Annotated in this window: 26 protein-coding genes; 16 read left to right on the plus strand and 10 right to left on the minus strand. The window is 71.3% G+C overall.

What is annotated here, in order from left to right; genetic code table 11:
- Window positions 1–55: 55 nt before the first annotated feature.
- Entirely contained in the window at window positions 56–1765 is a 1710-nt protein-coding gene (locus tag AB0J90_RS10495) for a DNA repair helicase XPB (RefSeq protein ID WP_363594279.1), read from the minus strand.
- Window positions 1766–2136: 371 nt separating this feature from the next.
- On the opposite strand from AB0J90_RS10495, the gene AB0J90_RS10500 reads away from it, so the two are divergent.
- Window positions 2137–2400, plus strand: a complete 264-nt coding sequence (locus tag AB0J90_RS10500) for a hypothetical protein (RefSeq protein ID WP_363594281.1) — start codon at window positions 2137–2139, stop codon at window positions 2398–2400.
- A gap of 9 nt (window positions 2401–2409) precedes the next feature.
- Here the strand turns inward: AB0J90_RS10500 and AB0J90_RS10505 are convergent, their stop codons facing one another.
- A complete protein-coding gene (locus tag AB0J90_RS10505; RefSeq protein WP_363594283.1) occupies window positions 2410–4893 on the minus strand; it encodes a helicase-associated domain-containing protein in 2484 nt (827 codons plus the stop codon).
- A gap of 91 nt (window positions 4894–4984) precedes the next feature.
- Here AB0J90_RS10505 and AB0J90_RS10510 point away from each other — a divergent pair, with 91 nt between their 5' ends.
- The gene (locus AB0J90_RS10510) at window positions 4985–5605 is read left to right on the plus strand and encodes an HAD family hydrolase (RefSeq protein WP_363594285.1); all 621 of its coding nucleotides are present in this window, start codon (window positions 4985–4987) and stop codon (window positions 5603–5605) included.
- Between the two features lie 35 nt (window positions 5606–5640).
- On the plus strand, window positions 5641–6027 hold the full coding sequence (locus AB0J90_RS10515; protein WP_326561317.1) for a cold shock domain-containing protein: 387 nt from the start codon (window positions 5641–5643) through the stop codon (window positions 6025–6027).
- Here the strand turns inward: AB0J90_RS10515 and AB0J90_RS10520 are convergent.
- The 3 genes from AB0J90_RS10520 to AB0J90_RS10530 are packed head-to-tail and all read right to left on the minus strand — an operon-like array spanning window position 5988 to window position 9170.
- Window positions 5988–6827: a 1,4-dihydroxy-6-naphthoate synthase gene (locus AB0J90_RS10520; protein ID WP_363594287.1), complete on the minus strand. Its 840-nt coding sequence runs from the start codon at window positions 6825–6827 to the stop codon at window positions 5988–5990. The two genes, AB0J90_RS10515 and AB0J90_RS10520, sit on opposite strands and share 40 nt — an antisense overlap.
- 25 nt (window positions 6828–6852) lie before the next feature.
- Entirely contained in the window at window positions 6853–7488 is a 636-nt protein-coding gene (locus AB0J90_RS10525) for a futalosine hydrolase (RefSeq protein WP_363594289.1), read from the minus strand.
- Window positions 7485–9170 carry an MFS transporter gene (locus AB0J90_RS10530; protein ID WP_363594291.1) on the minus strand — a complete coding sequence of 562 codons (1686 nt, stop codon included), beginning with the start codon at window positions 9168–9170 and terminating at the stop codon, window positions 7485–7487. Before AB0J90_RS10530 ends, AB0J90_RS10525 begins: the two co-directional genes overlap by 4 nt.
- 86 nt (window positions 9171–9256) lie before the next feature.
- Between AB0J90_RS10530 and AB0J90_RS10535 the strand changes: the two genes are divergently transcribed.
- The gene (locus AB0J90_RS10535; protein ID WP_363594398.1) at window positions 9257–10096 is read left to right on the plus strand and encodes a DUF3027 domain-containing protein; all 840 of its coding nucleotides are present in this window, start codon (window positions 9257–9259) and stop codon (window positions 10094–10096) included.
- 16 nt (window positions 10097–10112) lie between these two features.
- Here the strand turns inward: AB0J90_RS10535 and AB0J90_RS10540 are convergent, their stop codons facing one another.
- Window positions 10113–10367, minus strand: a complete 255-nt coding sequence (locus AB0J90_RS10540) for a DUF2530 domain-containing protein (RefSeq protein ID WP_363594293.1) — start codon at window positions 10365–10367, stop codon at window positions 10113–10115.
- Window positions 10368–10489: 122 nt separating this feature from the next.
- Between AB0J90_RS10540 and AB0J90_RS10545 the strand changes: the two genes are divergently transcribed.
- From AB0J90_RS10545 to thpR, 5 genes are all read left to right on the plus strand, one after another.
- Window positions 10490–11968, plus strand: a complete 1479-nt coding sequence (locus AB0J90_RS10545) for an NCS2 family permease (protein WP_363594295.1) — start codon at window positions 10490–10492, stop codon at window positions 11966–11968.
- 127 nt (window positions 11969–12095) lie between these two features.
- Window positions 12096–12545 (plus strand): MarR family transcriptional regulator, encoded by a 450-nt coding sequence (locus AB0J90_RS10550; RefSeq protein ID WP_326561311.1) that lies wholly within the window; start codon window positions 12096–12098, stop codon window positions 12543–12545.
- A gap of 70 nt (window positions 12546–12615) precedes the next feature.
- Window positions 12616–13902, plus strand: a complete 1287-nt coding sequence (locus AB0J90_RS10555) for an MFS transporter (RefSeq protein ID WP_363594297.1) — start codon at window positions 12616–12618, stop codon at window positions 13900–13902.
- A gap of 274 nt (window positions 13903–14176) precedes the next feature.
- Window positions 14177–14677, plus strand: a complete 501-nt coding sequence (locus tag AB0J90_RS10560; RefSeq protein WP_363594299.1) for a hypothetical protein — start codon at window positions 14177–14179, stop codon at window positions 14675–14677.
- A gap of 28 nt (window positions 14678–14705) precedes the next feature.
- A complete protein-coding gene (thpR, locus tag AB0J90_RS10565) occupies window positions 14706–15308 on the plus strand; it encodes an RNA 2',3'-cyclic phosphodiesterase (RefSeq protein ID WP_363594301.1) in 603 nt (200 codons plus the stop codon).
- Window positions 15309–15331: 23 nt separating this feature from the next.
- Here thpR and AB0J90_RS10570 read toward each other — a convergent pair whose 3' ends face one another.
- From AB0J90_RS10570 to AB0J90_RS10585, 4 genes are all read right to left on the minus strand, one after another.
- Window positions 15332–16318: an aldo/keto reductase gene (locus AB0J90_RS10570; protein WP_363594303.1), complete on the minus strand. Its 987-nt coding sequence runs from the start codon at window positions 16316–16318 to the stop codon at window positions 15332–15334.
- 69 nt (window positions 16319–16387) lie between these two features.
- The gene (gene sepH / locus AB0J90_RS10575; protein WP_363594305.1) at window positions 16388–17473 is read right to left on the minus strand and encodes a septation protein SepH; all 1086 of its coding nucleotides are present in this window, start codon (window positions 17471–17473) and stop codon (window positions 16388–16390) included.
- A 268-nt stretch (window positions 17474–17741) separates the two neighbouring features.
- Window positions 17742–18869, minus strand: a complete 1128-nt coding sequence (serC, locus tag AB0J90_RS10580) for a phosphoserine transaminase (protein WP_363594307.1) — start codon at window positions 18867–18869, stop codon at window positions 17742–17744.
- Between the two features lie 282 nt (window positions 18870–19151).
- A complete protein-coding gene (locus tag AB0J90_RS10585; RefSeq protein WP_363594309.1) occupies window positions 19152–20258 on the minus strand; it encodes a citrate synthase 2 in 1107 nt (368 codons plus the stop codon).
- A 251-nt stretch (window positions 20259–20509) separates the two neighbouring features.
- On the opposite strand from AB0J90_RS10585, the gene pdxH reads away from it, so the two are divergent.
- The 7 genes from pdxH (at window position 20510) to AB0J90_RS10620 (ending at window position 26805) form a co-directional block, all read left to right on the plus strand.
- A complete protein-coding gene (gene pdxH, locus AB0J90_RS10590; RefSeq protein ID WP_363594311.1) occupies window positions 20510–21169 on the plus strand; it encodes a pyridoxamine 5'-phosphate oxidase in 660 nt (219 codons plus the stop codon).
- Window positions 21166–22572 carry an MFS transporter gene (locus AB0J90_RS10595; protein ID WP_363594313.1) on the plus strand — a complete coding sequence of 469 codons (1407 nt, stop codon included), beginning with the start codon at window positions 21166–21168 and terminating at the stop codon, window positions 22570–22572. The genes pdxH and AB0J90_RS10595 overlap by 4 nt, the downstream gene beginning before the upstream one ends.
- Window positions 22573–22636: 64 nt before the next feature.
- Window positions 22637–23572, plus strand: coding sequence for an aldose 1-epimerase family protein (locus AB0J90_RS10600; RefSeq protein ID WP_363594315.1), 936 nt, complete (start codon window positions 22637–22639; stop codon window positions 23570–23572).
- Window positions 23573–23588: 16 nt separating this feature from the next.
- A complete protein-coding gene (locus tag AB0J90_RS10605) occupies window positions 23589–24191 on the plus strand; it encodes a nitroreductase family protein (protein ID WP_363594317.1) in 603 nt (200 codons plus the stop codon).
- Window positions 24192–24386: 195 nt separating this feature from the next.
- Window positions 24387–24689 (plus strand): type II toxin-antitoxin system VapB family antitoxin, encoded by a 303-nt coding sequence (locus AB0J90_RS10610; protein WP_326561298.1) that lies wholly within the window; start codon window positions 24387–24389, stop codon window positions 24687–24689.
- Complete coding sequence (locus AB0J90_RS10615; RefSeq protein ID WP_363594319.1) at window positions 24686–25858, plus strand: acyl-CoA dehydrogenase family protein; 1173 nt, start codon at window positions 24686–24688, stop codon at window positions 25856–25858. Before AB0J90_RS10610 ends, AB0J90_RS10615 begins: the two co-directional genes overlap by 4 nt.
- A gap of 98 nt (window positions 25859–25956) precedes the next feature.
- Window positions 25957–26805, plus strand: coding sequence for a DUF4230 domain-containing protein (locus AB0J90_RS10620; protein ID WP_363594321.1), 849 nt, complete (start codon window positions 25957–25959; stop codon window positions 26803–26805).
- Window positions 26806–26817: the final 12 nt, after the last annotated feature.

The raw sequence follows: 26817 nt of genomic DNA on the forward strand, positions 1-26817 counted from the left end.
GCCGCCCGGATCGCCGCCCGGGTCAGAGCCCGGACGGCGAGCCGGTAGGACCTGCTCAGTCGACGCTGGGCAGCGGCGGCCCGAGTACGTCGTCGGCGTCCACGATCCGGTAGGCGTAGCCCTGCTCGGCGAGGAAACGCTGCCGGTGTGCGGCGTACTCGGTGTCGATGGTGTCGCGGGACACCACCGTGTAGAAGTGCGCCTGCCTGCGGTCGGCCTTCGGGCGCAGCACCCGACCGAGTCGCTGCGCCTCCTCCTGCCGGGAGCCGAACGTGCCGGAGACCTGGATCGCGATCCCGGCCTCGGGCAGGTCGATGGAGAAGTTGCCCACCTTCGAGATGACCAGGGTCGGCACCTCGCCCGAGCGGAACGCGTCGAAGAGCCGCTCGCGTTCCTTGTTCGTGGTGGAACCCTCCACGATCGGCGCGTCCAGGAACTCGCCCAACTGGTGCAACTGGTCGATGTAACCGCCGATCACCAGCACCTGGTCGCCGCGGTGCCGCTCGATCAGCGCCTTCACCACCGGCAGCTTCGTACGGGCGGTCGCCGCCATCCGGTAACGCTCCTCCGGCTCGGCGGTCGCGTACGCCATCCGCTCGGCGTCGGTCAGCGTCACCCGTACCTCGGTGCAGTCGGCCGGGGCGATCCAGCCCTGCGCCTCGATGTCCTTCCACGGCGCGTCGTACCGCTTCGGGCCGATCAGCGAGAAGACGTCGCCCTCGCGGCCGTCCTCGCGTACCAGGGTGGCGGTCAGGCCCAGCCGGCGGCGGGCCTGGAGATCCGCGGTGAACCGGAAGATCGGCGCCGGCAGCAGGTGCACCTCGTCGTAGATGACCAGGCCCCAGTCGCGGGCGCCGAACAGGTCCAGGTGCGTGAAGGCGCCGTTGCGGCGCGCGGTGAGCACCTGGTACGTCGCGATGGTGACCGGTCGGATCTCCTTGCGCTCGCCCGAATACTCGCCGATCTCCTCCTCGGTCAACGAGGTACGGGCGATCAGCTCGCGCTTCCACTGCCGGCCGGCGACCGTGTTCGTCACCAGGATCAGCGTGGTCGCCTTCGCCTCGGCCATCGCCGCGGCGCCGACCATGGTCTTGCCCGCCCCGCAGGGGAGCACCACCACACCCGACCCGCCGGCCCAGAAGTGCTGCACCGCCTCCCGCTGGTACGACCGCAGCGTCCAGGGCGCCTGGTGCCTGGCCGGATGCCGTGCGTCCGCGGGTACGTCCTTGCCCGCCTCGGCCAGCTCGATCGGGTGCGCCTCACCGTCGACGTAACCGGCCAGGTCCTCCGCCGGCCAGCCCAGCTTGAGCAGCCCCTGCTTGAGCCGGCCGCGCTCGGACGGGTGGACGATCATGGTGTCGTCGTCGACCTTCGCGCCGAGCATCCCGGCCAGCTTCTTGCTCTTCGCGACCTCGATCAGCACCACCCGGTCGAGCGCGTGCAGCACCAGCCCGTGGTTCGGGTGGTTCATCAGCTGCAACCGGCCGTACCGGTCCATGGTCTCGGCGATGTCGACCAGCAGCGCGTGCGGCACCGGATAACGGGAGAACTTCAGCAGCGCGTCAACCACGCCCTCGGCGTCGTGCCCGGCGGCCCGCGCGTTCCAGAGCCCCAACGGGGTCAGCCGGTAGGTGTGCACGTGCTCCGGCGAGCGTTCCAGCTCGGCGAAGGGTGCGATGGCCATCCGGCAGGCGAGCGCGTCCGGATGATCGACCTCCAGCAGCAGCGTTTTGTCCGATTGCACGATCAATGGGCCACTGCTCACGCTCAGGTTCCTCTCGACAGCGTGGAACAAGACCCTCAAGTGTTGCACGGTCGGTAATGAAAAAAACTCTCCATCACAAGCAACCCCGACCCCCCTCCCGGCGTCTAGCAGACGACGACCGCTCTGGGTCAGGACGCCGGGACATTCCGTCCGGTGCCGCCCCTCGCGGTGGTCATGCTGGTCGGCGCCGGTGTACGCGCGTTCGATCCGCCGGGGGACCGGGGTGGGTGCGGGGGCACCAGCCGGTCGTCGCGACGGAAGGCAACGGGGGCGAATGGCTCGCCGGCGCCCGACCAGCTCCCGCGCCCCTGTCAACACGGGCGCCCGAGTGCGAGTCTTGACGGAGGACCGGCCCGGGTGGGGAGGCAGCGATGTCACTGGACCGTGAGCTGAGAACCGGAACGCAACTGCCCGTGGACAAGCCTGCCGGCCTGCCGGACCGGGACACCTCGGTCTCCACGGCAACCCTGATCGGGTACGCGACGGTCGCCGTCGGCCTGGTCGGCTGGTTCCTGTTCGGCTGGCTGGTGGAACGCCAGGGCTTCGTCAACTCCGTGGGTGAGGCGGCCGGCAGCGCGTTCACGCTCCTGCTCGTCATCGCGATCGTCGGCACCGTACGCCGCAGCCGCCTCTGACCTCGTCGGCTACTCGTCCAGCACCGCCGCCGTGATCCGGTGCAACGCGAACGTGTGCAGCATCTCGGTGCGCTCGTCCTCGGCACGTAGGTAGCCGGCGCCGATCGAGACCGGCCGGACCAGGCGGGACGTGGTCGCCCCGTGGGCATCGACGTAACCGACCCAGACCGGCGCCTTGTCCCGGATCGCCTGCTGGAGCACCGCCAGTGCCTGGGTGTGCGCGTGTGCCGGAGTCGCGCTCCCGCCGGCCCGCCCGGCCGCGCCCCGGACCGGATCCGGAGCCCGTCGGGCGGCCCGCGCCGCGGCGTCGCCCCGGCGCATCTGCTCGACGATGCCGAGCACCCGGGGCGTGGTCAGCCTCGGCGTGGCGAGTGGATCGCCGACCCGGTTCGTGACCGACACCCGGGCCGGAGCCCGGCGCACCTTCGTCCGGGTGAGCACCACCGCACCGCTGGCGTCCTCCGGCACCGGCGCGTACCCGGCCTCGCGCAGCACGGTGAGCAGCCGGCCCACCTGGAACGGGGTGGCCAGCACCGTCGGGGCCAGCCGCCGCAGCGACATCGTGCTCAGCCGGCGGTCGGCGATCACCTCGGCGAGCAGCACCTCGTCGTCGCTGCGGACGTACGCACCGGCGGAGCCGACCCGCAGCCCACCGTGCTTGCGGGCCACGTCGTCGACCAGGTACGTCAACCCCTGCGGCACCGGCGTACGGGACCGCCGCTGGAATAGCGCGTGCAGGTCCTCGGCGGCGTACCCGGCGTCCAGGGAGCGACGCAGGCTGGTCGCGGTCACCCGGTACACGCTGGCCCCACCGGCGGACTCCGGGTCGGCGAACGCCTCCAACTCCGCGGCCAGGGTCGGCTCAGGCGGGCCGGGCACCACCAGGCTCAGATCCGCCTGGAGCAGGAAATGGTCCACCGGGGCCGGGAGCAGTTCGTCCAGCGCCCGGACCGCTGTGGACATCTCACCGGCGGACTCGTCCGCGCCCAGCCGTACACCCAGCGGGTCGTCGGTGCCGACGGCCAGCCGGTCCTCGGCGCTGGCCGAGTCGGTCAGCAGCAGCCGCCCGTACGAGGTGATCGCGCCGAGACCGGTCAGGCCGAGTTTTGCCGCCTCGGCGAGCACCTCCCGCTGGGCGGCCTCGCGGCCCCGCAGCCGCCGAGGTGTCCGCCAGGCGATCAACGCCAGCACCTCGTCCGGGCCGGGCGCGGTCCCCGGATCCAGCCCGGCGAGTACGCCGAGCAGCGCCCGCCGGGCCGTCGGCGTACCGGCCCGCTCCAGTTCCGGCGAGAGGACGGTGATCAACCGGTCCCGCTCGTCGCGCTGGCCGATCAGCCCCGGCTGCCGGGTCATCGCCAGCCACGCCTGGGCCAACTGCTCCCAGCGCCGGGCCAGTGTCCCGGCCCGCCACGCCTCGTAACCCGCGGTGGGCAGCACCTGTTGGTCGGCGCCCGCCCGGGTGGTGGTGGCGCCGGTCAGGTCCACCTCCCCGGCCAGCCCGGCGGCGTAGACGACCTCCAGTAGCAGCCCGGTGGTCGGCTCGTCCACCCCGACACCACGCGCGATTCGTCGCAGGTCACGTACGCCCAGACCACCGGAGCGCAGCACCGGGGGCGGTTCGGCGGCGAGCGCCTCCAGCACCGTCTCGGCCTGCCGGACCACCTCCATCGCCTGCCCGGCGCCGGCCGAGTCGACCGCCTTCGGCTCCCGCAGGGCGGCGGTGCCGAGGGCTGGCGGCAGCGGCTGCATCGGCCCGAGCGGGCCGGTGTCGCGGCGCAGCAACAGTCCGATTTCGCGGGGCAGTTCCACCGCGCTGCCGCCCGACCCGGCATCGGCGTCCGAGATCGGGACAAGCAGGGAGTTCTCCACCAGCCAGCGCACCGGCGAACCGGCACCGGGGGCGGCCGGATCGTCGGCCGGCGGGGCGTCCAGTGCCTTCGGCGGGAGCGTACCCACCGGGGGGCCGGCGGCGAGCCGGTCCAGGATCGCGCGGGCGGCCGGCGGTGCCGCCAGCACCGTACGGCGCAACCGGGCCGGGTCGGCGCAGAGGGCCGCCGCGGCCGGGTCCAGGTCCGTCGCGCTGCGCCCCAGACCCGCCGGGTACGGCGAACTGACCTCGTCCACGCCCGGCACGACCTGCAGCGCGTGCTCCGGTCCGTACAGCAGGAAGAGGGCGCGGAGCCGGTTGAGTGCGGCCCGTACGGCGGCCGGGTCGGCGCCGTGCGTGGGCACCGCGGCCACGGCCAGGATGGCGTCGACGGAGGTGGCGCCGTCCGCCGGATCGCGGGTGAGTCGGGCACCGTCGAGGATCTGCAGGGTGAACTGGTCCAGCCCGTCCAGGGCGCGGGCAACCGACACCCGCGACTGCGCCCTGACGGCGAGCGCGGAGATGTCCGCGGGCACCGGCAGGACCAGGTCGGGGCGCAGCTGTAGCAGCGCCGCCAGGGCTTCGTCCGGCAGCGACCGCAGGTGATCGGCGAGTGAGGTGGTCATCGTCATTCCACGCTATCCGGCCGAGTGGCAGTGGCGCCCCTCGGTCGGCCGGCTGGACTCCTCGACTCGGTCGGCGTGCGACGATGGTCGGATGGCGACCACCCCCTCGGTCGGGTTCGACCTCGACATGACTTTGATCGACTCCCGGCCCGGTATCGCCGCCACGTACCGCGAGCTGACGGCCAGGACCGGGGTGCACGTCGATGCCGACCTCGCGGTCAGCCGGCTCGGCCCGCCGCTGCGTCACGAGCTGGCGCACTGGTTTGCGCCGGATCAGGTCGAGTCGGCGGTGGTGACGTTCCGTTCGCTCTACCCGTCGTACGCGGTCAGCCCGGCGCTGCTGCTGCCCGGCGCCGCCGAAACGCTGGCCGCGGTACGCGACGCCGGCCTGCGTGTGTTGGTTGTCACCTCCAAACTCGGCCGGTTGGCCCGGCTGCACGTGGAGCACCTCGGGCTGCCCGTGGACGAGGTGGCCGGCGACCTGTTCGCCGAACAGAAGGCGACCGCGTTGCGGGAGCACGACGCGCGCATCTACGTCGGTGACCACGTCGCGGACATGACCGCCGCTCGGATCGCCGGGGTCCCCGGGGTCGGCGTCGCCACCGGGCCGTGCGATGTGGATGAGCTGCGCTCGGCCGGCGCGGAGCTGGTCCTCGACGACCTCACCGGATTCCCAGCGGCGTTGGCGGGGCTGTTGCGGCTAGCCTTGTGAGGTCAGCAGCCGCATACGGAGTCGAGGTCAATCAGGTGCCGACGGGTCGAGTGAAGTGGTACGACGCGGCCAAGGGTTATGGATTCGTCACCAGTGACGAGGGCGGCGACGTGTTCCTACCCAAGAGTGCGTTGCCCGCTGGCGTCACCGATCTCAAGGGGGGTCAGCGGATCGAGTTCGGCGTGGTGGACAGTCGCAAGGGCGCCCAGGCCCACGCCGCGAAACTGCTGGACGCGCCGCCGTCCATGGCGGAACTCCGCCGCCGCCCCGCCGAGGAACTGCACGGTCTGGTCGAAGACATGATCAAGGTGCTGGAGGCGAAGATCCAGCCTGATCTGCGACGCGGCCGGTTCCCGGACAAGAAGACCGCGCAGACCGTCGCTCAGCTGGTCCACGCGGTCGCCAGCGAACTGGAAGTCTGAGGGGTCGCCGGGGTCAACCCGGCTGCCGCGGCCCGGCGGAGCAGGGCGTCGATCGCCTGATAGCCGTCCTGCCCGAGGTCCGCGGTGAACTCGTTCACATAGAGCCCGATGTGCTGGTCGACCACGTCCGGTTCCATCTCCTGCGCGTGCGCCAACACGTACTCGCGGGTGGCGGCCGGGTCGGCCCAGGCCTGTTTCACCGACGCTCGGATCCAGTCCGCCGCGGCCACCGGATCGACGGTGCCGCGGCGGGCCAGGATGGCGCCGAGCGGGATCGGCAGGCCGGTGTCGGACTCCCACCACTCACCGAGGTCGACCAGCGCGGTCAGCCCGTGCCGGTGGTACGTGAACCGAGCCTCGTGGATGACCAGTCCGGCGTCGTAGCGACCGGCGGCGACCCCCGGCATGATCTCGTGGAACGGCACCACCTCGATCTTCGCCGGCCGCTGGTCCGCCGCCCAGAGCCGGAACAGCAGGTACGCCGTGGTCCGGTCCCCGGGCACCGCGACGGTCGCCCCGCCAAGGTCGGTCCGGTCACCCCGGGTCAGCACCAGCGGCCCGCAGCCCCGGCCCAGTGCACCGCCGCACGGCAGCAACTGGTAGTCGTCGAGCAGCCACGGCAGTGCGGCGTAACTCACCTTCACGATGTCGTACGCACCCTGCTGGGCGGCGGTGTTGGTGACGTCCACGTCGGCGTAGGTGACCTCGACCGGTGGTGCACCCGGCACCAGACCGTGCACCAGGGCATGGAAGACGAAGGTGTCGTTGGGGCAGGGGGAGAACGCCAGCGAGAGTGCCACGTCCCCCACGGTAACCCGCTGTGGATCAGTGCAGCGCAGCGGCTGCGGAGCGGAGCGCCTCGAACGCCTCGGTGATCCGCCACGCACCCCGGTCCCGGGGGCCGACCGGGTTGGAGATGGTCCGCAGCTCGGCGAAAGGGACGCCGGCCTGGGCGGCGGCGGTGGCCACCCCGTACCCCTCCATCGCCTCGGCGACCGCGTCCGGGTAGCGGGCGGCGAGCGCGCGGGCGCTCTCGGACGTACCGGTGACGGTGCTGCAGGTGATCACGGCGCCGACGGTGGCCCTCGGCAGCGCCTCGCGCAGCCGTTCCAGCAGGGCCGGGTCGGCGGGGGCCGACGACGGTCCGAAGCCCAGTTCGTCGAGCGGGAGGAAACCGTCCGGCGATTCGGCGCCCAGGTCGGCGGCGATGCTCCGGGTGGCCAGCACGATGGTGCCGAGCGCCACCCGGTTCGGGAAGCCGCCACCGATCCCGGCGCTGATCACCGCCTGGTACGGCTGCCCGCCCGCCTCGGCCAGCGCGAGCAACCGGGCGGTGCCCGCACCGGCGGCGGCCGGCCCGACCCCGACCGGCGCGACGGTCACCGTGGTGCTGGACAGGCCGGCCCGGACCGCCTCCGCCTCGGCCGGCACGGCGGTGACGATCAGCAGTCCAGCGCTCATGTGGTCGGCTCCCGGGGTTCACGTTGTCGGCGCGCGTCGTCGTCGCCGGAACCCGGTGCGGGTACGGCCGACGACGGTCGGTAGATGTGGTAGCCGGGCGGGGCCAGCGGCCGGTCGCTCCCGCCCGAGTTCGCGGTCTGTGCCGCAGCCGCCGTCGCCGGTTCGGTGACGCCCGGGCGGTCGTCGGCTTCCGCCACGGCGGCGGCCCGCTGCCGTTCGGCCTCGTCCCGGGCCTGCTGTTCGGCGGCCCGCTGCTCGGCGGCGGCCTGTTCCTCGGCGGCTTCCTGTTCGGCGTCGGGGATGGCGCGGCCGTGCAGCCGCTCCCCGCGCAGCCGGCCGGTGACCACCACTGCGCGTACGGCGGCGAGCGTGGCGAGACCGCTCAGCACGGCGATGCCGACCCGGCCGTCGAACGGGATCAGGCCGATCGCGCCGCCGGCCACGAAGGCCAGCATCAGCGCGGTCTCGGAGTGGGCGAACGCGCTCGCCCGCGACCGTTCCCGGATCCGTTCCTGGATCGAGGCGTCGACGGCGAGCTTGGCGACCCCGCTGACCAGCGCGGTGACCAGGCAGAGCAGGGCGACCGTGAGCAGCGAGAATTCGACCGTGGCCAGCACCGCCAGGGCGGCGACGATGACCAGACCGCTGGACTGGATAGCGGTCGGCCGGTGGATGCGCAGCCGGGTGCCGAGCGCGGTGGCCAGGAAGGTGCCGACCACCAGTGCCCCGCCCACGAGACCCAGTGCGGCCTGGTCGGAGAGTGTCCGCCCGAGGGCGACGGTGGTCACGTCGCCGCTCTTGATCGCGAAGGCGAGGAAGAGCAGGAGGAAGCCGTACAGGCCGCGCAGGGTGGCGCCGCCGACCAGGGTGCCGATCACCAGCCGGCCTCCCGGACCGCCGCTCAGCGCCCCGGTGCCGTTGCCCCGCCAGATGCCGCGCCACGCCCTGGGCACCGCCTCCGGCGGCTCGGAATCGGCGCGCGGTGGCAGCCGGAGCGCGATCACCATCCCGATCAGGAAGATCACCGAGGCGACCCGCAGCGGCCACTGTGGACCGAGCCAGAACGCGGCCAGGCCGAGCGGCGCCACCACGGCCCCGGCGATGGTGCCGTAGACGCTGGCCCGTGCTCCTGCCTGGGACAGCCCGATCCCCGCGGGCAGCAGCCGGGGTACGGCGGCCGACCGGGCCACCCCGTACGCGCGGGAGAGGGCGAGTACGCCGAACGCGGCCGGGTAGAGCCCGAAGCCGTGGATGTAGTCGGAGATCAACCAGGCCAGGAAGGCGCGGCCGAGCATGGTGGCGGCGAGCGCGTACCGGCGACCGTGCCGGAAGTGGTCGAGCAGCGGGCCGACCACGGGGGCGAGCAGCGCGAACGGGACCATGGTGATCAGCAGGTAGAGGGCGACCTTGCCCCGTGCCTCGCCGAGCGGCGCGTTGAAGAAGATCGTCCCGGCCAGCCCGATCGTGATCAGTACGTCGCCGGCACAGGAGACGGCGTGCAGGTCGAACAGGCGCACCATGCCGGTTTCGCCGCCGGCGCCTTTGGTCCGTACCCGTCCGGCGCCTCGGGTGATCCAGGCGCCGCCCCGGAATGTCCCGCGCAGGACCGCGCGGGTGCCCCGGATGGTCCTACCGAGGGCACGCCCGAGGAACGACCCCTTGGGGCGGTTGAACAGCGGCATGTGCACCATCCTCGCCCATCCGGCGCACGCCCGGAGGATGTGCCGCGAGAACGTGTACGGGGAGTCCCTGCCGCCGGGCCGATGGGATAGGGAAGAATGAGCGTGTGACCAGGACCGTCGGCGCTCGTGCAGCCCGTCTCGACCAGGTTTGTGCCGCTGCCGTCGAGGTGGCGCGGGCCGGCATCACCGAGGTGGAGCCGACCGATGTCGGCGATCACCTGGAGGTGGTTGCCGAGGGTGAACGCCTGGTTACCCATTTCTTCGAATGTCTGCTCGACGGCTACCGGGGTTGGCGTTGGGCGGTGACCGTCACCCGGGTGTCGCGTAGCAAGCAGGTGACGATCTGCGAGACGGTCCTGCTGCCCGGCCCGGACGCCCTGCTTGCGCCGAGCTGGCTGCCCTGGCAGGAGCGGCTCCAGCCGGGCGACCTGGGCGTCGGCGACCTGCTCCCGGCCACGGCCGACGACGACCGGCTGGTGCCGGGTTACGTCCTCTCCGACGACCCGGCGGTCGAGGAGACCGTCTGGGAACTCGGGCTCGGCCGGTCCAGGGTGATGTCCAAGGAGGGCCGGGAGGAAACCGCGCAGCGCTGGTACGACGGCGACCACGGTCCCGCCGCGCCGATCTCCGCCGCCGCTCCCCGCACCGCCCGCTGCGGGACCTGCGGCTTCTACCTGCCCCTGGCCGGTGCCATGCGCCAGGCCTTCGGCGTCTGCGGCAACTTCTACGCCCCGGACGACGGCCGGGCGGTCAGCGCCGACCACGGCTGCGGGGCGCATTCGGAGACCATGCTCGACACGGTCGAGACGCCGGTGGACGAGCTGCCGACGATCTACGACGACAACGAGGTCGAGGCGGTCTCGGTGAGCCGGGCAGCGGGTTCGGTGGCCAGCGAGGAGCCGGCCGAGCCGTACGGCCACAGCTGACCGGACCGGGCGGCGCTCAGCGCTGCTGGCCTGCCCTGCGGCGGCGGCGGTTGGCGTCGTGCCGCAGCATCACGGCCAGCCCGGGGAAGCCGACCAGGAAACCGGCCAGGCAGGTCCAGAGCCAGTCCCGGTGACCGTGCTCGGTCAGCCAGTCGTCGAAGAAGATCAGCAGGACCAGCCCGACCAACGCCCAGATCACGATGCCGCCGACGGCGAACGGGACCATCGGTGGGTCGAGCGGCTCCGGCCGCGGTTGCTGCTGCTCCGGCACGTGGTCAGCGTACCCGTGGGCAGGGATCGAACTTCGTAACCGGAACGTACTTTCCCGGTAACCGGTCGTCTGGGACGATGCGCGGATCGAACCCCCTTGATCGCTGCATGCGAGGTACCCATATGACGACCACCTCCGCGGAAGCCGGCGCGCCGCCGGCGACCACACCCCCACCCAACGGCTTCGACCGGTACTTCGAAATCTCCGCCCGTGGCTCGACGATCAGTCGCGAGATCCGGGGCGGTCTCGCCACCTTCTTCACGATGGCCTACATCGTGGTGCTCAACCCGTTGATCCTCGGCAACGCGGTCGACGGCGACGGGCAGAAACTGGCCATCCCGGCCCTGGCCGCGGCCACCGCCCTGGTCGCCGGGGTGATGACGATCCTGATGGGGGTGGTCGGCCGGTTCCCGCTCGCCCTGGCCGCCGGCCTCGGCGTGAACGCGCTGGTCGCGTACGAGATCGCCCCGCAGATGACCTGGGCCGACGCGATGGGTCTGGTGGTGATCGAGGGGGTGATCATCGCGATCCTGGTGCTGACCGGGTTGCGTACGGCCGTGTTCCACTCGGTGCCGACCCAGCTCAAGACCGCTATCGGGGTGGGCATCGGCCTGTTCCTGACCATCATCGGGCTGGTCGACGCCGGGTTCGTCCGGCGGATCCCGGACGCCGCCGGCACCACCGTCCCGGTCGGCCTGGGCATCAACGGCAAGCTGGTCACCTGGCCGGCGCTGGTCTTCGTGCTCGGGTTGCTGGTCACCCTGGTGCTGGTGGTCCGCAAGGTGCGGGGCGCGATCCTGATCGGCATCGTCGCCTCGACCGTGCTGGCGATCGTGGTGGAGGCGATCGCCAACGTGGGCCCGTCGTTCGTCGACGGCAAGCCGAACCCCTCGGGTTGGTCGCTCAACGTGCCGGAGTTGCCAAGCACCGTGCTGGACACCCCCGACCTGTCCCTGCTGGGCAACTTCAACGTGCTCGGCTCGTGGTCGACCGCCGGCTGGCTGGTCGCGCTGATGTTCGTCTTCACGCTCCTGGTCACCGACTTCTTCGACACCATGGGCACGATGGTGGCGGTGGCCCAGGAGGGTGACCTGCTGGACGAGAACCAGACGCCCCCGCGTACGCGGGAGATCCTGCTGGTCGACTCGATCGCGGCGGCGGCCGGCGGGGCGGCGAGCACGTCGAGCAACACCTCGTACATCGAGAGCGCGGCCGGGGTGGCGGAGGGTGCCCGTACCGGGGTGGCGAACCTGGTCACCGGCGCACTGTTCCTGCTGGCCATGTTCCTGGCGCCGCTGGTCGTGGTGGTGCCGTTCGAGGCCGCCTCGACCGCGCTGGTGGTGGTCGGCTTCCTGATGATGACCGGCGTACGGAGCATCGACTGGACCGACTACGAGATCGCCGTACCGGCCTTCCTGACCATCGTGCTGATGCCGTTCACGTACTCGATCTCGAACGGGATCGGTGCGGGGGTGATCACCTTCGTCGTGCTGAAGCTGGCCCGGGGCAAGGCGCGCGAGGTGCACCCCCTGCTGTACGGCGTGGCCGTGCTCTTCGTCCTGTACTTCCTGCGTGGCCCGATCGAGACGCTGATCGGCTGACCCTTCGCGGGTACGTGGCACGGGCGGGGGAAACTGGTGGTCACCGGGTCCCCCGCCCGTTCGCGGGTTCGGTGACCGTGGTCATAACAGTGGTCGTTAGCCAGGCTTATTAGTTAAGCTAACTATCGTGACGGAGCGGACGGTGATGGCGCAACGCGTGCCACCTGCGCAGCTGGCAAGCCTGCTGCGCGATGCGATCACCCGGCTCAATCGACGGGTCCGGCAGTCCCGGCCGGTCGGTGAACTGACGCTGACCCAGTTGTCCGCCCTGACCAGCCTGGAGCTGGCGGGCGCGCTGAGTCCGCGTGAGTTGGCCGACACCGAACGGGTGCAGCCACCGACGATGACCAAGATCGTCGCGAAGCTGGAGGAGCGTGGCCTGGTGCGCCGCACTCCCCACCCGACCGACGGACGACAGGTCATTCTCTCGACGACCGAGTCCGGCCGCGCGGTGTTCGCCGATTTCGAGCGGGCCCGCAACGAGTGGCTGGGCCACCGGCTCGCCGAGCTGACCCCGGAGGAACGGGAAACGCTGCGGCTCGCCGCGGCGATCCTGCAGAAGGTGGCTCGCGCCTGATCGGCGCCGCTCACCGGGTCCGCTTCGTCCGCTGTGGATGACGCGTACGACCCGAGGAGGCGCACCCCGAGTGCGGGCAAAACTAGGTACCACCTTCCAGTCCCTGCAGGTTCGAAACTACCGGCTGTTCGCGATCGGTCAGCTCACCAAGCTGATCGGCGTGTGGATGATGTTCACCGCGCAGGACTGGCTCGTACTCAATCTCTCCGACAACTCGGCGACCGCGCTCGGCTGGGTCACCGCGCTGCAGTTCACCCCCGTACTGCTGCTCACGCTCTTCTCCGGCCGCCTGGCCGACCGGTACGACAAACGCCTGCTGCTCTTCATCGCCAACGCCGCCTGGTGCGTGCTGGCGCTCGGCATGAGCCTGCTGGTGGTCACCGGAGTGATCGAACTCTGGCACGTCTTCGTCTTCGCCGCCCTGCTCGGTACGGCGAACGCGGTCGAGACGCCGGTACGCCAGTCCTTCGTCTCCGAACTCGTCGGCACCCCGCTGCTGCCGAACGCGCTCTCCCTCTCCGCCGCGACCTTCAACTCGGCCCGGATCATCGGCCCGGCCGTCGCCGGTGTGGCGATCGCCCTCTTCGACGTCGGACCGGTCTTCCTGATCAGCGTCTTCGGCGCGCTCGCACCGCTGATCGGCCTGGTCCGGATGCGTGGCGAGGAACTGCACCGCGAAGCCCTGCCGCCGATGGACGAACGCGCCCCGGCCAAGGTCATCGACGGCCTCCGGTACGTCCGGGTCCGGCCCGACCTGGTGCTGCCGATGGTGCTCATGTCGGTGATGGGGATGACCCTGTTCAACTTCCAGATCACCCTGGCCGCGCTCGCCAAGACCGTCTTCAACACCGGCGCGGCCTCGTTCGGGCTGTTCACCACGGCACTGGCCGTCGGCGCGCTCGGCGGCGCCCTGGCCGGCAGCGGGCGGCGTAGCCGCCCGTCGGTCTGGGTTGTCCTCGGTGCCGCGGTGGCCTGCGCGATCGCCGGCACATTGGTCGGCGTGGCGACCACGTACTGGCTGGTCCTGGTGCTGCTGGTGCCGGCCGGTTTCCTGATGGTCTACTTCGCCCAGGCGTCGAACCAGCGGGTCCAGCTCGGCGTCGACGCCGCCTTCCGGGGCCGGGTCATGGCCCTGTGGGTGCTGGTCTTCCTCGGCACCAACCCGGTCGGCGCGCCGCTGATCGGCTGGGTCGCCGAGCACGCCGGTGCCAACGCCGCCATCTGGATCGGCGGGCTCATCTCGCTGGCGGCCGCCCTGCTGGCGGTGCTCTGGCAACTGCGCCACGACGGCTCCCGCCTCCGGCTGCGGATCGCTCCGCTGCCCCGCTTCTACGTCGTACCCGCCGACGCCAACTGACGAGGGAAGGGCCCCATATTTTAGCCGGGCGGGGCCCTTCGTGGCCGCGATGGTGGTGGGAACTGTCGTAGGTGTCTGATTGGTTGTGGTGATGGAAGCGTCGCGGTATCCGGGAGTGTCTTGCGGCCGACCACGCGCGGTTGGCCGCGGTCGCACCGGTGACCGCCGGGCGGCCGACACTTTCCGCGCGGTGCTGGGCGCGGCTACCCAGTAGCGACCCGGCTCACTTTCCAAATCGGTGGCGTGCCCCGATCGTGGGGCCTAGCGTCGGAGGATGGCCGTCGTGCAGGTTTTCGTGCTGGCCCTGGCACTCCTGTCGTTGGTCTGCCTGCCGGCGCTGGTCGCCGCGGTCCTCTTCGCCGACGAACTGGTCACCTGGCTTGCGGCCGAGGCGGTCGCCCGGCGTACCGGGTGGCGGCAGCGGCGCGCACTCGACCGCCTGGACCGGACGTTCCGAGCCGGGGCGGGGCCGCATCGCCTCGACCCGTCCGAGTTGGACCGGCCGGGCGGACCCGCGATCGAGCAGGTTGCCGCCGATCTTCGCCGGCTCGGCGGGCAGCGGCTGGGACGGCCGCCCCGGTCCCGGACGGCGCACGGCGAGCTGCTTCGGGCGTACGACGAGCAGTTGCGGGTGGCCAGTCGCTACCTGGGGGTGGCCGAACACCTGGCGGATCTCGACGGACTGGACCGGGAGATCGAACGGGTCCGGGTCGAGGGCGAACTGCAGGCCGCCGGCCTGGTCCTGTCCACCGCGGACCGCCCCTCGCGGCCGTGAGCGCGTTGGAAACGAGCGGGGTGAGCCGGTGCGCCTGTTCGTAGCGATCCACCCGTCGCCGGAGGCGCTGGCCGACCTGACCGGGGAACTCACCCGGCTGCGGGTCGGTACGGCACACGCGTCGGGCGTCGACGTACGGCTGACCCCGCCGGACAACCTGCACCTGACCGTGGTCTTCGTCGGCGAGGTGGCCGACACCCGGCTACCCGAGGTGCGCTCGGCGCTGGACCGGGCGGCCCGGACCTGGCGACCGCCGCCCGGCACCGACGGCTCGGTGGAGGTGGTCGGCGTACCTCGGCTGCGGTTGGGTGGGGGAGGACTGTTCGGGGTGGCGCCGGACACCGTGCTCTGGGTGGGGTTGCGCGGAGACGTCGACGCGCTGTACGCGGTGAGCCTGGCCAGCCGACGGGAACTCGCCGCCGTCGGGCTGCCCTCCGACCCCCGGCCGTACGTCCCGCACCTCACGCTGGCCCGACCGGGAAAGGGGCTCTCCCCGGAGTCCGTCGAGGCGGACCGGGCGGCGCTGGACGGTTACCTCGGCCCGGCCTGGCCGGTGACCGAGATGGCGTTGGTACGCAGCCACCCCGGCCCCCGGCCGGTCTACGAGCGCCTGGCGGCCTGGTCGCTGTAGGGGCCCGGCCACTGTGGAAACCGCTACCAGGCCCACGCTTCCGGGCCGGCGCCGCCGTTGCCGATCGGCGGGAACAGCTCGTCCAGCCGAGCCAGCGTCTCCTCGGAGAGGTCGACCTCCAGCGCGCCGAGGCTCGCGTCGAGCTGCTGCACGGTACGTGGGCCGATGATCGGCGCGGTCACACCGGGGCGGGAGAGCAGCCAGCCGAGCGCCACGTCGGCGGGGTCGCTGCCCAGGTCCGCGCAGAGCTTCTCGTACGCCTCGATGGTCGTACGGTGCTTGGCCAGCACGTCGGTGACCCGCTCGGCCTTGGACCGCGCGGCCCCGCCGTCGGCGAGCTTGCGGATCGCGCCGCTGAGCAGCCCGCCCTGCAACGGCGACCAGGGGATGATGCCGATGCCGTAGTGCTGGGCCGCGGGGATGACCTCGAGTTCGACCGCGCGGGTGAACAGGTTGTAGATGCTCTGCTCGGAGACCAGCCCGAGGAAGTGCCGCCGGGCGGCGGATTCCTGGGCGGCGGCGAGGTGCCAGCCGGCGAAGTTCGACGAGCCGACGTACTGCACCTTGCCCTGGGCGACCAGGGTCTCCATCGCCTGCCAGATCTCCTCCCACGGGGTGGCGCGGTCCACGTGGTGCATCTGGAGCAGGTCGATCCAGTCGGTCTGGAGTCGGCGCAGCGACTCCTCGCAGGAGCGGATGATGTGCCGGGCGGAGAGGCCGCGCTCGTTGGGCCAGTCACCCATCCGGCCGTAGACCTTGGTGGCCAGTACGACCTTGTCCCGCCGGCCGTCGCCCTGGGCCAGCCAGCGGCCGATGATCTGTTCGGTGTAGCCCTCGCCGAGCCGCTGACCGTAGACGTTCGCGGTGTCGAAGAAGTTGATGCCGTGCTCCAGCGCCCGATCCATGATCTCGAAGCTGTCGGGTTCGCTGGTTTGGGGCCCGAAGTTCATCGTGCCCAGGCAGAGGCGGCTCACGGACAGGCCGGTACGGCCGAGTGTCGTGTATTCCATCTCCCCACCCTGCCACGCGCCGACCTCAGATGTCGATCAAGAAGATCGACGCGGAGCAGGGGAGTGGGGTCAGGAGGTCTCGCGTTGCGCGGGACCGCTGCCGAACAGCACGTCGTCCCAGCTCGGCAGCCGCTTGCGGGGCTTGCCGGACTGGTCGGTGGTCTCGTTCGTGGCCGCCGGTGCGGTGGTCCGACGAGGCCGGAGCACCGCCAGCGACGGTACGGCCGGAACCTCCTTGGGCAGGTCGGCGTCGTCGTCGAACGCCGAGCCCTGGCCCCCGCCGAGCAGTGCCGCGGCACCACCGGCGACCGGCCGTGGCCGGGGCGGCTCGAAGTTGGTGTGCGCCGCGGGGGAGACCGGTTCGAGTCCCCGACCGGCGCTCGACCCGAGTGGACGGTCGAGCGAGGCGAGCAGCGCGTCCCGGCCGGCCCGGATCGGGTCGCGGGTCGGGCGGGGGGCGTGCTGGTCGCCGGTGGCGGCCGGCAGACCGTGCCCACCACGGGTCGGCTCGACCCGAGTCGGGCCGGGCAGCCCGTGTCCGCCCCGCTCCGGCGACGGCTCCTGGCCGAGGATCGGCGTCGGCCGCTCGGCGCAGAGGTATTGCGCCATGTCGTCGTGCGGCGAAACCATCTGCCGGGTCTTGTCGAGGTCCCAGACGGCCTGCGCGGTGGCCTTGCCGGACGGCCAGCTGGCGATGATCCGCCAGGTGCCGTCGTCGCGCCGGTAGGCGTCCCAGGAGATCTTCTCGGTGTCGATGCTGTGCTGGGCCAGCCGGCCGTCGACCACCTCGGCGAGCGGAACGCTCTTCTCCGAGTTCTTCAGCCGGGTACGCCGTGCGTGCTGGGCGACCATGGCCCGCTCCTGCAGGACCGGGCCGGCGTAGCGCAGCACCCGGTCGACCGGGACACCGGCGATCCGGGCGACGTCCTCGGCGGACTCGCCAGCGCGGATCCGGGCCTGGATGTCCCGTGGCGACAGTGAGGCCACCGGGTCCTGGGCGGGGGAGACCACCGTCAGAGGAGCGCCACCCGGTTCGGCGTGCAGAACCGTGGCAACCCGCTCGTCGATGGGGAGCGCGAGCAGGCGGCCCACCTCGTCGGCGAGCACCAAGGCCTGGCCGTCCTCGGAGAGGGCGACGAAGCGTACCGGTCGCATCGCGTTGCCTCCGTCCCGCTTGCTCGGCCCACGCCACGAGCCAGCCACCCGGGCGTCCTCGACACACGGTACGCCCGTCCGCCCGCGCGTGGGGGATGCCACGCCCGCATGTCGTGGGTGAGCTGCACGAATGATCAATGAACACCCCGGTGCAGCCGGGCATCCGACACCCGAGGGCCCGACCGGGTGCCCCGGACGCGTCCTCAGGGTACGCGTCCGGGCACTCCGGGTCGTGCTAGGGCGACCGTGGGTGCGGGTCGGACCGGTGTCAGAGCGCGGCGATCACGTGGTCGATGCAGGCGGTCAGCGCCTCGACGTCGGCCGGTTCCACCGCCGGGTAGAGCGCGATCCGCAACTGGTTGCGGCCCAGCTTGCGGTACGGCTCGGTGTCCAGGATCCCGTTGGCCCGCAACACCTTGGCGATCGCGGCGGCGTCCACCTGGTCGGCGAAGTCGATGGTGGCGACCACGTTGGAGCGCAGCGCCGGGTCGATCACGTACGGGGTCGCCACCTCGGAGCGCTCGGCCCAGCCGTACACGATCGAGGCGCTCTCGGCGGTGCGCTTGGCCGCCCAGGCCAGCCCGCCCTGCTTGTTCATCCAGTCGGTCTGTTCCGCGGCCAGGAAGATGGTCGCCAGCGCCGGGGTGTTGTAGGTCTGCTCCAGCCGGGAGTTGTCGATCGCGGTGACCAGGTCGAGGAAGGCCGGGATGTAGCGCCCGGACTCCTTGATCTCGGTCGCCCGGGCCAGCGCGGCCGGGGACATCAGCGCGATCCAGATGCCAGCGTCGGAGGCGAAGCACTTCTGCGGGGCGAAGTAGTAGACGTCGCTCTCCCGTACGTCCACGTCGAGCCCGCCCGCGCCGGAGGTCGCGTCGACCAGCAGCAGCGAGTCCGGGTCGGCGCCGGCCACCCGGCGGACCGGGACCGCCACGCCGGTCGAGGTCTCGTTCTGCGGGATGGCGTAGACGTCCACACCGGCCTCGGCGACCAGTGCCGTGGCGGAGCCGGCCTCGGCCTTGCGTACGGTCGGCGTACCGAGGAACGGTGCGTCGTCGACGGCCTTGGCGAACTTGGCGCCGAACTCGCCGAAGTTGGCGAACTGGGCCCGGTCGCGGACCAGACCGAAGGTGGCGACGTCCCAGAAGGCGGTGGTGCCGCCGTTGCTGAGGATCACCTCGTATCCCTCGGGCAGGGAGAAGAAGTCGGCGAGGCCCTGGCGCAGCCGGGCGACCTGGTCGCGTACGGTCCGTTGCCGGTGGGAGGTGCCGAGGAACGTCGTCGCCACGTCGGCGAGTGCCGAGACGGCCGCCGGACGGATCTTGGACGGGCCGGCGCCGAAGCGGCCGTCGGCGGGTTTCAACTCGTCGGGGATCCTGATGGTCGATGGGTCAGCCACGGTTATCGACGATCCTTCCGATGGGGCCGGCGCGGCCCGGGACCTGGGAGGCGAGGGCTCCGGCCGCACGGGCAACGGAGCGCCGCGAGCCGGATCCATGGATGTCCGGCGACGCTGCCGAGCACCCATCCTCGCACTACCGGCGCCCCTGACCCGGCGCAGTCCCACCGCCCCGGTGAGTCGTCCGCCACAACCCCGAGCCGTCCGTCGCCCGAGATTCGGCGGACGAAACGGCGGTGGCCCACCCGACCGGAGTCGGATGGGCCACCAGCATGGTCGGGATCACACGTTGTGTACGACCGCGTCCCAGCCCTCGACGTCGGCCGGCTTGCGGGTGCCCGGACCGATGTAGCGGGCGGCCGGCCGGACCAGCCGGCCGAGCTTCTTCTGCTCCAGGATGTGCGCGCTCCAGCCGCCCATCCGGGCGCAGGTGAACATCGAGGTGAACATGTGCGCCGGCACCTCGGCGAAGTCGAGCACGACCGCGGACCAGAACTCGACGTTGGTGGCGAGCACCCGGTCCGGCTTGCGGGCCTGCAACTCGGCCAGAGCGGCCTTCTCCAGCGCCTCGGCGATCTCGAAGCGCGGCGCGCCCAGTTCCTTGGCGGTACGCCGCAGCACGCGCGCCCGCGGGTCCTCGGCGCGGTAGATCCGGTGCCCGAAGCCCATCAGCCGCTCGCCCCGGTCGAGTACGCCCTTGACGTACCCCTCGGCGTCGCCGCTGCGCTCCACCGCCTCGATCATGTGCAGCACCCGTGACGGCGCACCGCCGTGCAGCGGGCCGGACAGCGCCCCGATGCCGGAGGAGATGCAGGCCGCGGCGTCGGCACCGGTGGAGGCGACGATCCGGGCGGTGAAGGTGGAGGCGTTCAGGCCGTGCTCGGCGGCGGAGATGAAGTACGCGTCGACCGCCTTGACGTGCCGCGGGTCCGGCTCGCCGCGCCAGCGCTTCATGAACCGCTCGACGATCGTCTGGGCCTTGTCGATCTCCTTCTGCGGCACGGCCGGCAGGCCCAGGCCACGGGCGGACTGGGCGACGAAGGACAGGGCGGTGACGGAGACCCGGGCGAGGTCCTCGCGTACCTGCTCGTCGTTGATGTCCAGCAGTTGGTCGAGACCCCAGTACGGGGCGAGCATCGCGACCGCGGACTGCACGTCCACGCGGATGTCGCCGGAGTGCACCGGCACCGGGAACGGCTCGGCCGGCGGCAGGCCGGGGCCGAACCGGCCGTCCACCAGCAACGCCCACACGTTGCCGAAGGAGACCTGTCCGATCAGATCCTCGATGTCAACGCCTCGATAGCGCAGCGAGCCACCCTCTTTGTCGGGCTCGGCAATCTCGGTTTCGAAGGCGATCACGCCTTCCAGCCCCGGCTTGAAGTCGGACATTTCGCTCTCCTGGATCTGCATCGTCCGTACACCCGGGGCTCATCGGCGTAACCCGGAGCTCCTTAGGCGACCCTCAGGGATGTATTTCGTGCCATCTTGCCTGGTGAGTAACTAACTTTGCGACCCGAACGGGTTGTGCTACGCACAACACACTCGCGGCCGGGCACCCGGCACCGATCCATCGACTGCTGGCAAATTACCTGGCCGGTGCCGGTTCGCGCAGGTCGAAGCGGGTGCAGCAAGATGGCGGCGTGACGGGAGACACAGTACGACCAGCGGCTATTCGCCGCGATTATTCCGGCGAACGCGGCCTGCACCGCGCTGATCTGGCACCGGACTGGTACACCCAGTTCGACCGCTGGTTCCTCGACGCGGTCGCCGCCGGCCTGCCCGAGCCGAACGCGATGATGGTCGCCACCGCGGATGCCGCCGGCCGGCCGAGCGGAAGGACCGTACTGCTCAAGGGGTACGACGAGCGGGGCTTGGTGTTCTTCACCAACTACGGGTCGCGCAAGGGCGTCGAAGCGTTCGCGAACCCGTACGCGAGCCTGGTTTTCCCGTGGTTTCCGATGCAACGGCAGGTGGTGGTCTGCGGGGCGGTGGAGCCGGTGGACCGGGCCGAGACCGAGGCGTACTTCGGCAGCCGACCGCGCGGTTCCCGGCTCGGCGCGTGGGCCAGCCCACAGTCGCAGGTTCTCCCCGACCGGGAGACGCTCGACGCCAGCTACCGGGCGGTTGTGGACCGGTTCGGCGACGATGACCCGATTCCGCCGCCGCCGAACTGGGGCGGGCTGCGGGTGCTGCCGGAGACGGTGGAGTTCTGGCAGGGACGGACCAGCAGGCTGCACGATCGGCTGCGCTACCGTCGAGGCGACGAACAGGGGTGGATCATCGAACGACTGGCACCATGAGTTCCGAACCGGGCTCCGCGCAGGACTCCGGGCAGCTCGTCGAAGACCCGCAAAGCGGTCAGCAGAGCCTCGAAGACCGGAAACTCGCAGCAGACAAGCAAACGCTCGCGGCAGGCAAGAGCGAGAAGACACCGTCGCGGTGGGCGATCGACGTACGCCCGCTCCGGGTGCCCGCGTACCGCCGGTTGTGGATCGGCAACGGCGTGTCGATGTACGGCATGCAGTTCACCGCGGTCGCCGTACCGGTGGAGATGTACAGCCTGACCCGCGACTCGTTCTGGGTCGGCCTGCTCGGGCTCGCCACCCTGGTGCCGTTGGTGATCTTCGGCATCTGGGGCGGAGCCGTCGCCGACCTGGTCGACCGGCGCAAGCTGCTGCTGATCAGCACCACCCTGCTTTGGCTCACCACGCTCGGCCTGTTGCTCCAGGCGGTGTTCCGGGTGGGCAGCCCGGTGCTGCTGCTCGCCCTGGTCGCGGTCCAGTCGGCCGCGTTCGGGATCAGCTCGCCGGCCCGCCAGGCGATCATCACCCGGCTGGTGCCGACCCCGCTGGTGCCGGCCGCGCTGACCCTCGGTTTCACCACCTCGCAGGCCGCCGGGGTGGCCGGCCCGCTCACCGCCGGCCTGATCTTCTCCGCCTGGGCCCCCGCGACCGGCCTGCCGCTGGCGTACGGGGTGGACGCGGTGCTGTTCACCGTCTCGCTCTGGGCCACCTACCGGCTGCCCTCGCTGGCGCCACTGGTCGAGGACGCGACGGAGGGTGACGCCGCGCCGGCCGCCCGCCGGTCCGGTCTGCGCACCATCGCGGACGGCTTCCACTACCTGGCCACCACGCCGCTGTTGCTGCTCTCCTTCGCCATCGACCTGATCGCGATGGTCCTGGCCATGCCCCGCAGCCTCTTCCCCGAGGTCGCGGAGGAACGGTTCGGCGGCGGTGCGGCGATCGGCCTGCTCTACAGCGCGATCGCCATCGGTTCGGTGCTCGGCGGGCTCACCTCGGGCTGGATCGGGCGGATCCAGCGCCAGGGCCTGGCCCTGGTGGTCGCGGTGGTCGGCTGGGGGATCAGCATCGCGCTGGCCGGTCTGGCGCACCAGCTCTGGCTGGTGGTCGGCCTGCTCGCCCTGGCCGGCGCCGCCGACCTGGTCAGCTCGGTGTTCCGGCAGTCGATGTTGCAGGTCTACGTACCGGATCGGATGCGCGGCCGGTTGCAGGGTGTCAACATCACCGTGGTGGCCGGTGGGCCCCGGCTCGGCGACCTGCGGGCCGGGTTGATGGCCTCCTCGCTCGGGGTCGGCTTCGCCTGGGTCGGCGGTGGGCTGGCGGTTGTCGTGCTGGCCCCGCTGCTCGCGCTCGCCTTCCCGGCCCTGCTGCGCTACCGGGCTCCGGCCACCCCGGCGGACTGACCCGCTGGTGGCCGGGTTGGCGGGTGACCGGGCGGTGGCCGGGGACAACCGATATCGTCCCGGCATGGACAACGTCGAGACCGGGCCCCGCCCGCTGTCCGGAACACAGTGGACGATCACGGGTGGCGACCAGCAGGCCGTCGTGGTGGAGGTGGGCGGCGGACTGCGCGCCTACCGGGTCGGCGGGGTGGACTACCTCGACGGGTACGCCGACGACGAGGTCTCGCCGGGCAGTGCCGGGCAGGTGCTCGCCCCGTGGCCGAACCGGATCCGGGACGGCCGGTACAGCTTCGGCGGGCGGGCGTACCAGCTCTCGCTGACCGAGCCGGACAAGCACACGGCGATCCACGGACTGGTCAACTGGCTGCCCTGGCACCTGGTCGAGCAGGCCCCGGACGCGATCACGGTCGCCTGTGAGCTGCCGCCCCAGATCGGCTACCCGTGGCCGCTGCGGCTGAGCACCCGGTGGTCGATCGGCCCGGACGGGTTGCGCGCCGAGCACGAGGTGACCAACCTGGGCGCGCAGGAGTGCCCGTTCGGGATCTCCGTGCATCCGTACTTCCGGCTGCCGGGGGTGCCGGTCGACGAGGTGCGGCTGCGGGTGCCGGGGCGCAGCCGGCTGCTGGCCGACGGTCGGATGCTGCCGATCGGCGCGGTGAAGGTGACCGGCAGCGAGTACGACTTCACCGAGCCCCAGCGGATCGGCGAGGCGGTGCTCGACGTCACCTTCGGCGACATCGACCAGGGACCGGACGGCTCCAGCGTGACGCTCGCCGGCCCGGCCGGTGAGCCCGCGGTCAGCATCTGGGCCGACCCGGCGTTCGGCTGGTGGCAGGTGTTCACCGGCGACACCCTGGTCGGGGACCGCTACCGGCGCTCGGTAGCGGTGGAGCCGATGACCTGCCCGCCGGACGCGTTCCGGTCCGGCCGGGACGTGATCGTGCTGGCTCCCGGCGCGACCTGGCGGGCGAGCTGGGGCATCCGCCCCGGCGCCGAATAGGCACTGGGTCGGTCGGATGGATTTCGCGCAGGTCGTACGGCGACGGCGGATGGTGCGCAACTACGACCCGGACCGGCCGGTCCCGCCGGAGGTGGTCGACCGGCTGCTCGACCACGCGGTACGGGCACCGTCGGCCGGGTTCTCCCAGGGCTGGGGCTTCCTGGTGCTGGAGGACGCCCCGGACCGGGAGCGGTTCTGGGCCTCGGCGACCCCGGAGCGGTCGGGTCGGGGGCGGTGGCTGGAAGGGATGCGGCGGGCGCCGCTGATCGTGGTGCCGCACGCCAACCGCTCCGCCTACCTGGACCGGTACGCCGAGCCGGACAAGGGCTGGGCCGATCGGGACGAGAGCCGGTGGCCGGTGCCGTACTGGTATGTCGACACCGGGTTCGCCGCACTCCTGATGCTGCTCACCGCAGTTGACGAAGGGCTCGGCGCGTGTTTCTTCGGCATCCCGCCGGAGCGGCTTCTGTCGTACCGGGAGGCGTTCGGCGTACCGGAGGAATTTGTTCCCATCGGGGCGATCACCATCGGTTATCGCGCCGCGGACCATCGGTCGCCGTCGTTGGATCGGGGACGCCGCCCGGTCGAACAGGTCGTGCATCGCGGTCAATGGAGTTGACCGGTTGGCCGGCAGTTGCCGGGCAGGCAGTAACGAAATCGACATCCGGGAACAAACCGCAATGTCGTTGTCGGTCGCTAGGCTGACACCGGCCTTCGGTTTGGTGCCGGTGTCACCGGGCGTGGTGAGGCACGGTCAGACTGGCACGGTCAAATGGCAGGGCCGGCTCGGCCACGGGGAGGGGAGCGTACCGTCGTGATCTTCAAAGCGGTTCGGGACGGACGTCCCTACCCGGACCACGAGTTCACCCTGAAGCAGTGGGCGGAGATCCCGCCGCGTCCGATCCGGCTCGACCAGCTCATCACCACCAAGCGGGAGCTGGCTCTGGACAAGCTGCTCGCCGAGGACTCCACCTTCTACGGCGATCTGTTCCCGCACGTCGTGCAGTGGAACAACGGCCTCTACCTGGAGGACGGCCTGCACCGGGCGCTGCGCGCGGCGTTGCAGCAGCGCAACCAGATCCACGCCCGGGTGCTCGTGCTCGGGGCGACGCAGTGAGCACGCCCGCCTCGCCCCTGGACCTGCTCGACCTGGACGCGCTGCTGTCCGAGGAGGAGCGGCAGATCCGTTCGGTCGTACGCCAGCTGGTCGACGACCGGGTCCGCCCACACGTCGCCGGGTGGTACGAGTCCGGCGAGGCACCGATCCGCGAGCTGGCGGTCGAGTTCGGCAAGGTGGGCCTGCTCGGCATGCACCTGACCGGTTACGGCTGCGCCGGGGCCTCGGCGGTCGCGTACGGGCTGGCCTGCCTGGAGCTTGAGGCGGGTGATTCCGGGCTGCGGTCCCTGGTGTCGGTGCAGGGCTCGCTCGCCATGTACGCGATCTGGCGCTACGGCAGCGAGGAGCAGAAGCAGTCCTGGCTGCCCACGATGGCGACGGGCGAGACGATCGGCTGCTTCGGGCTGACCGAACCCGACCACGGCTCGGATCCGGCCTCGATGGCGACCCGGGCCCGCCGCGACGGCACCGACTGGGTGTTGACCGGCACCAAGATGTGGATCACCAACGCCCCGCTGGCCGACCTGGCGGTGGTCTGGGCCCGGACCGACGACGGCGTACGCGGTTTTGTCGTACCGCTGGACAGCGCCGGGGTGACCGCCCGCGAGATCCGGCACAAGATGTCGCTGCGCGCCTCCTCCACGGGTGAACTCGTGCTCGACGGGGTAAGGCTGCCGGCAGCGGCCCAGTTGCCCGGGGCGACCGGGCTGAAGGCGCCGCTGTCCTGCCTGACCGAGGCGCGGTTCGGCATCGTCTGGGGTGCGCTCGGCGCGGCCCGGGACTGCCTGCAGGTCGCGCTGGACTACGCGGTCAACCGGACCCAGTTCGGCCGGCCGATCGCCGGTTTCCAGCTCACCCAGGCGAAGCTGGCCGACATGGCGGTCGAGTTGCAGAAGGGCTACCTGCTCGCGCTGCACCTGGGTCGGCTTGCCGACAACGGTGTGCTGCGCCCGGACCAGGTCAGCGTCGGCAAGCTGAACAACGTACGGGAGGCGCTGGCCATCGCCAGGCAGTGCCGGACGATCCTGGGCGCGAACGGGATCAGCGGCGAGTATCCGGTGCTGCGCCACGCCAGCAACCTGGAAACCGTGTTGACCTACGAGGGCACCTCGGAGATCCACCAGCTGGTGATCGGTCAGCGGTTGACCGGCATCGCCGCGTTCAACTGACCGTCCGATCGGGTACATCCACGGCAGTGGTCGTGTTGTCGTACCCGACCCGTACCGTTTGTACCAGGCAAACGGTCTGATGAGGACGGTGAGGGCAGATGTCCCGTAGCGGAGATGTCAACGAGCCCACCCGGGAATACCCGGAGTACGCGCAGGGCAAGGCACCGGCGGCGCAGGGCAAGGCAGCCCCGGCCGCACCGGCCCCGGATCGGCGCTGGGCCGCCGACGCCGAGGATGTCGATCACCCGGTGGATCACGACCACGGGACGGATCCCACCCAGCCGGAGCCGGTGATCACCACCGCGCCGACGCGGGGGCGCGGACTGTTCTGGCTGGCCGGTGCGCTCGCCGTGGTGCTGGTGCTGGTCCTCGGCGTACGGGCGACCGGGTTGTGGCCGACCTGGCGGAACCCGTTCGCGCAGGAGACGACCGATCGCAGCCAGCCACCGTTGCTGAAGTCGATCCAGGACCTGAGCCGTTACGTGGCCGCAGAGGGCAACTTCCAGGTGGTCATCGACCTCCAGCAGGACCGCAAGTACGTGCCGGACTTCCTGCTCAACGAACGCACCCTTTTTGTCGGAGCGGGATCCGTTGAGTCATATGTCGACTTTGGGAAGATTGGCGAGGGTGGGGTGATCGAATCCGCCGACCGGAAGTCGGTGGAGATCCGGTTGCCCGCGCCGCAACTCGGCGAGACCAATCTCGATCTGGAGAAGAGCTACGTATTCGCGGAAGATCGCGGTCTGCTCAACCGGCTCGGCGAGGTCTTCGGTGGCGATCCGAACCGGCAGCGGGAGGTCTACCAGAAGGCGGAGGAGAGCATCGCCGCCGCGGCCCGGGACAGCGGACTTGGTGACCGGGCCCAGGAGAACACCCGGAAAATGCTCGAAGGACTGCTGCGCTCGCTCGGCTACGAGAAGGTGACCGTCACCTATACCGCTCCCTGAGCGTAGGAGCTC

Source organism: Micromonospora sp. NPDC049523 (assembly GCF_040676775.1).
Lineage (GTDB): Bacteria > Actinomycetota > Actinomycetes > Mycobacteriales > Micromonosporaceae > Micromonospora_G.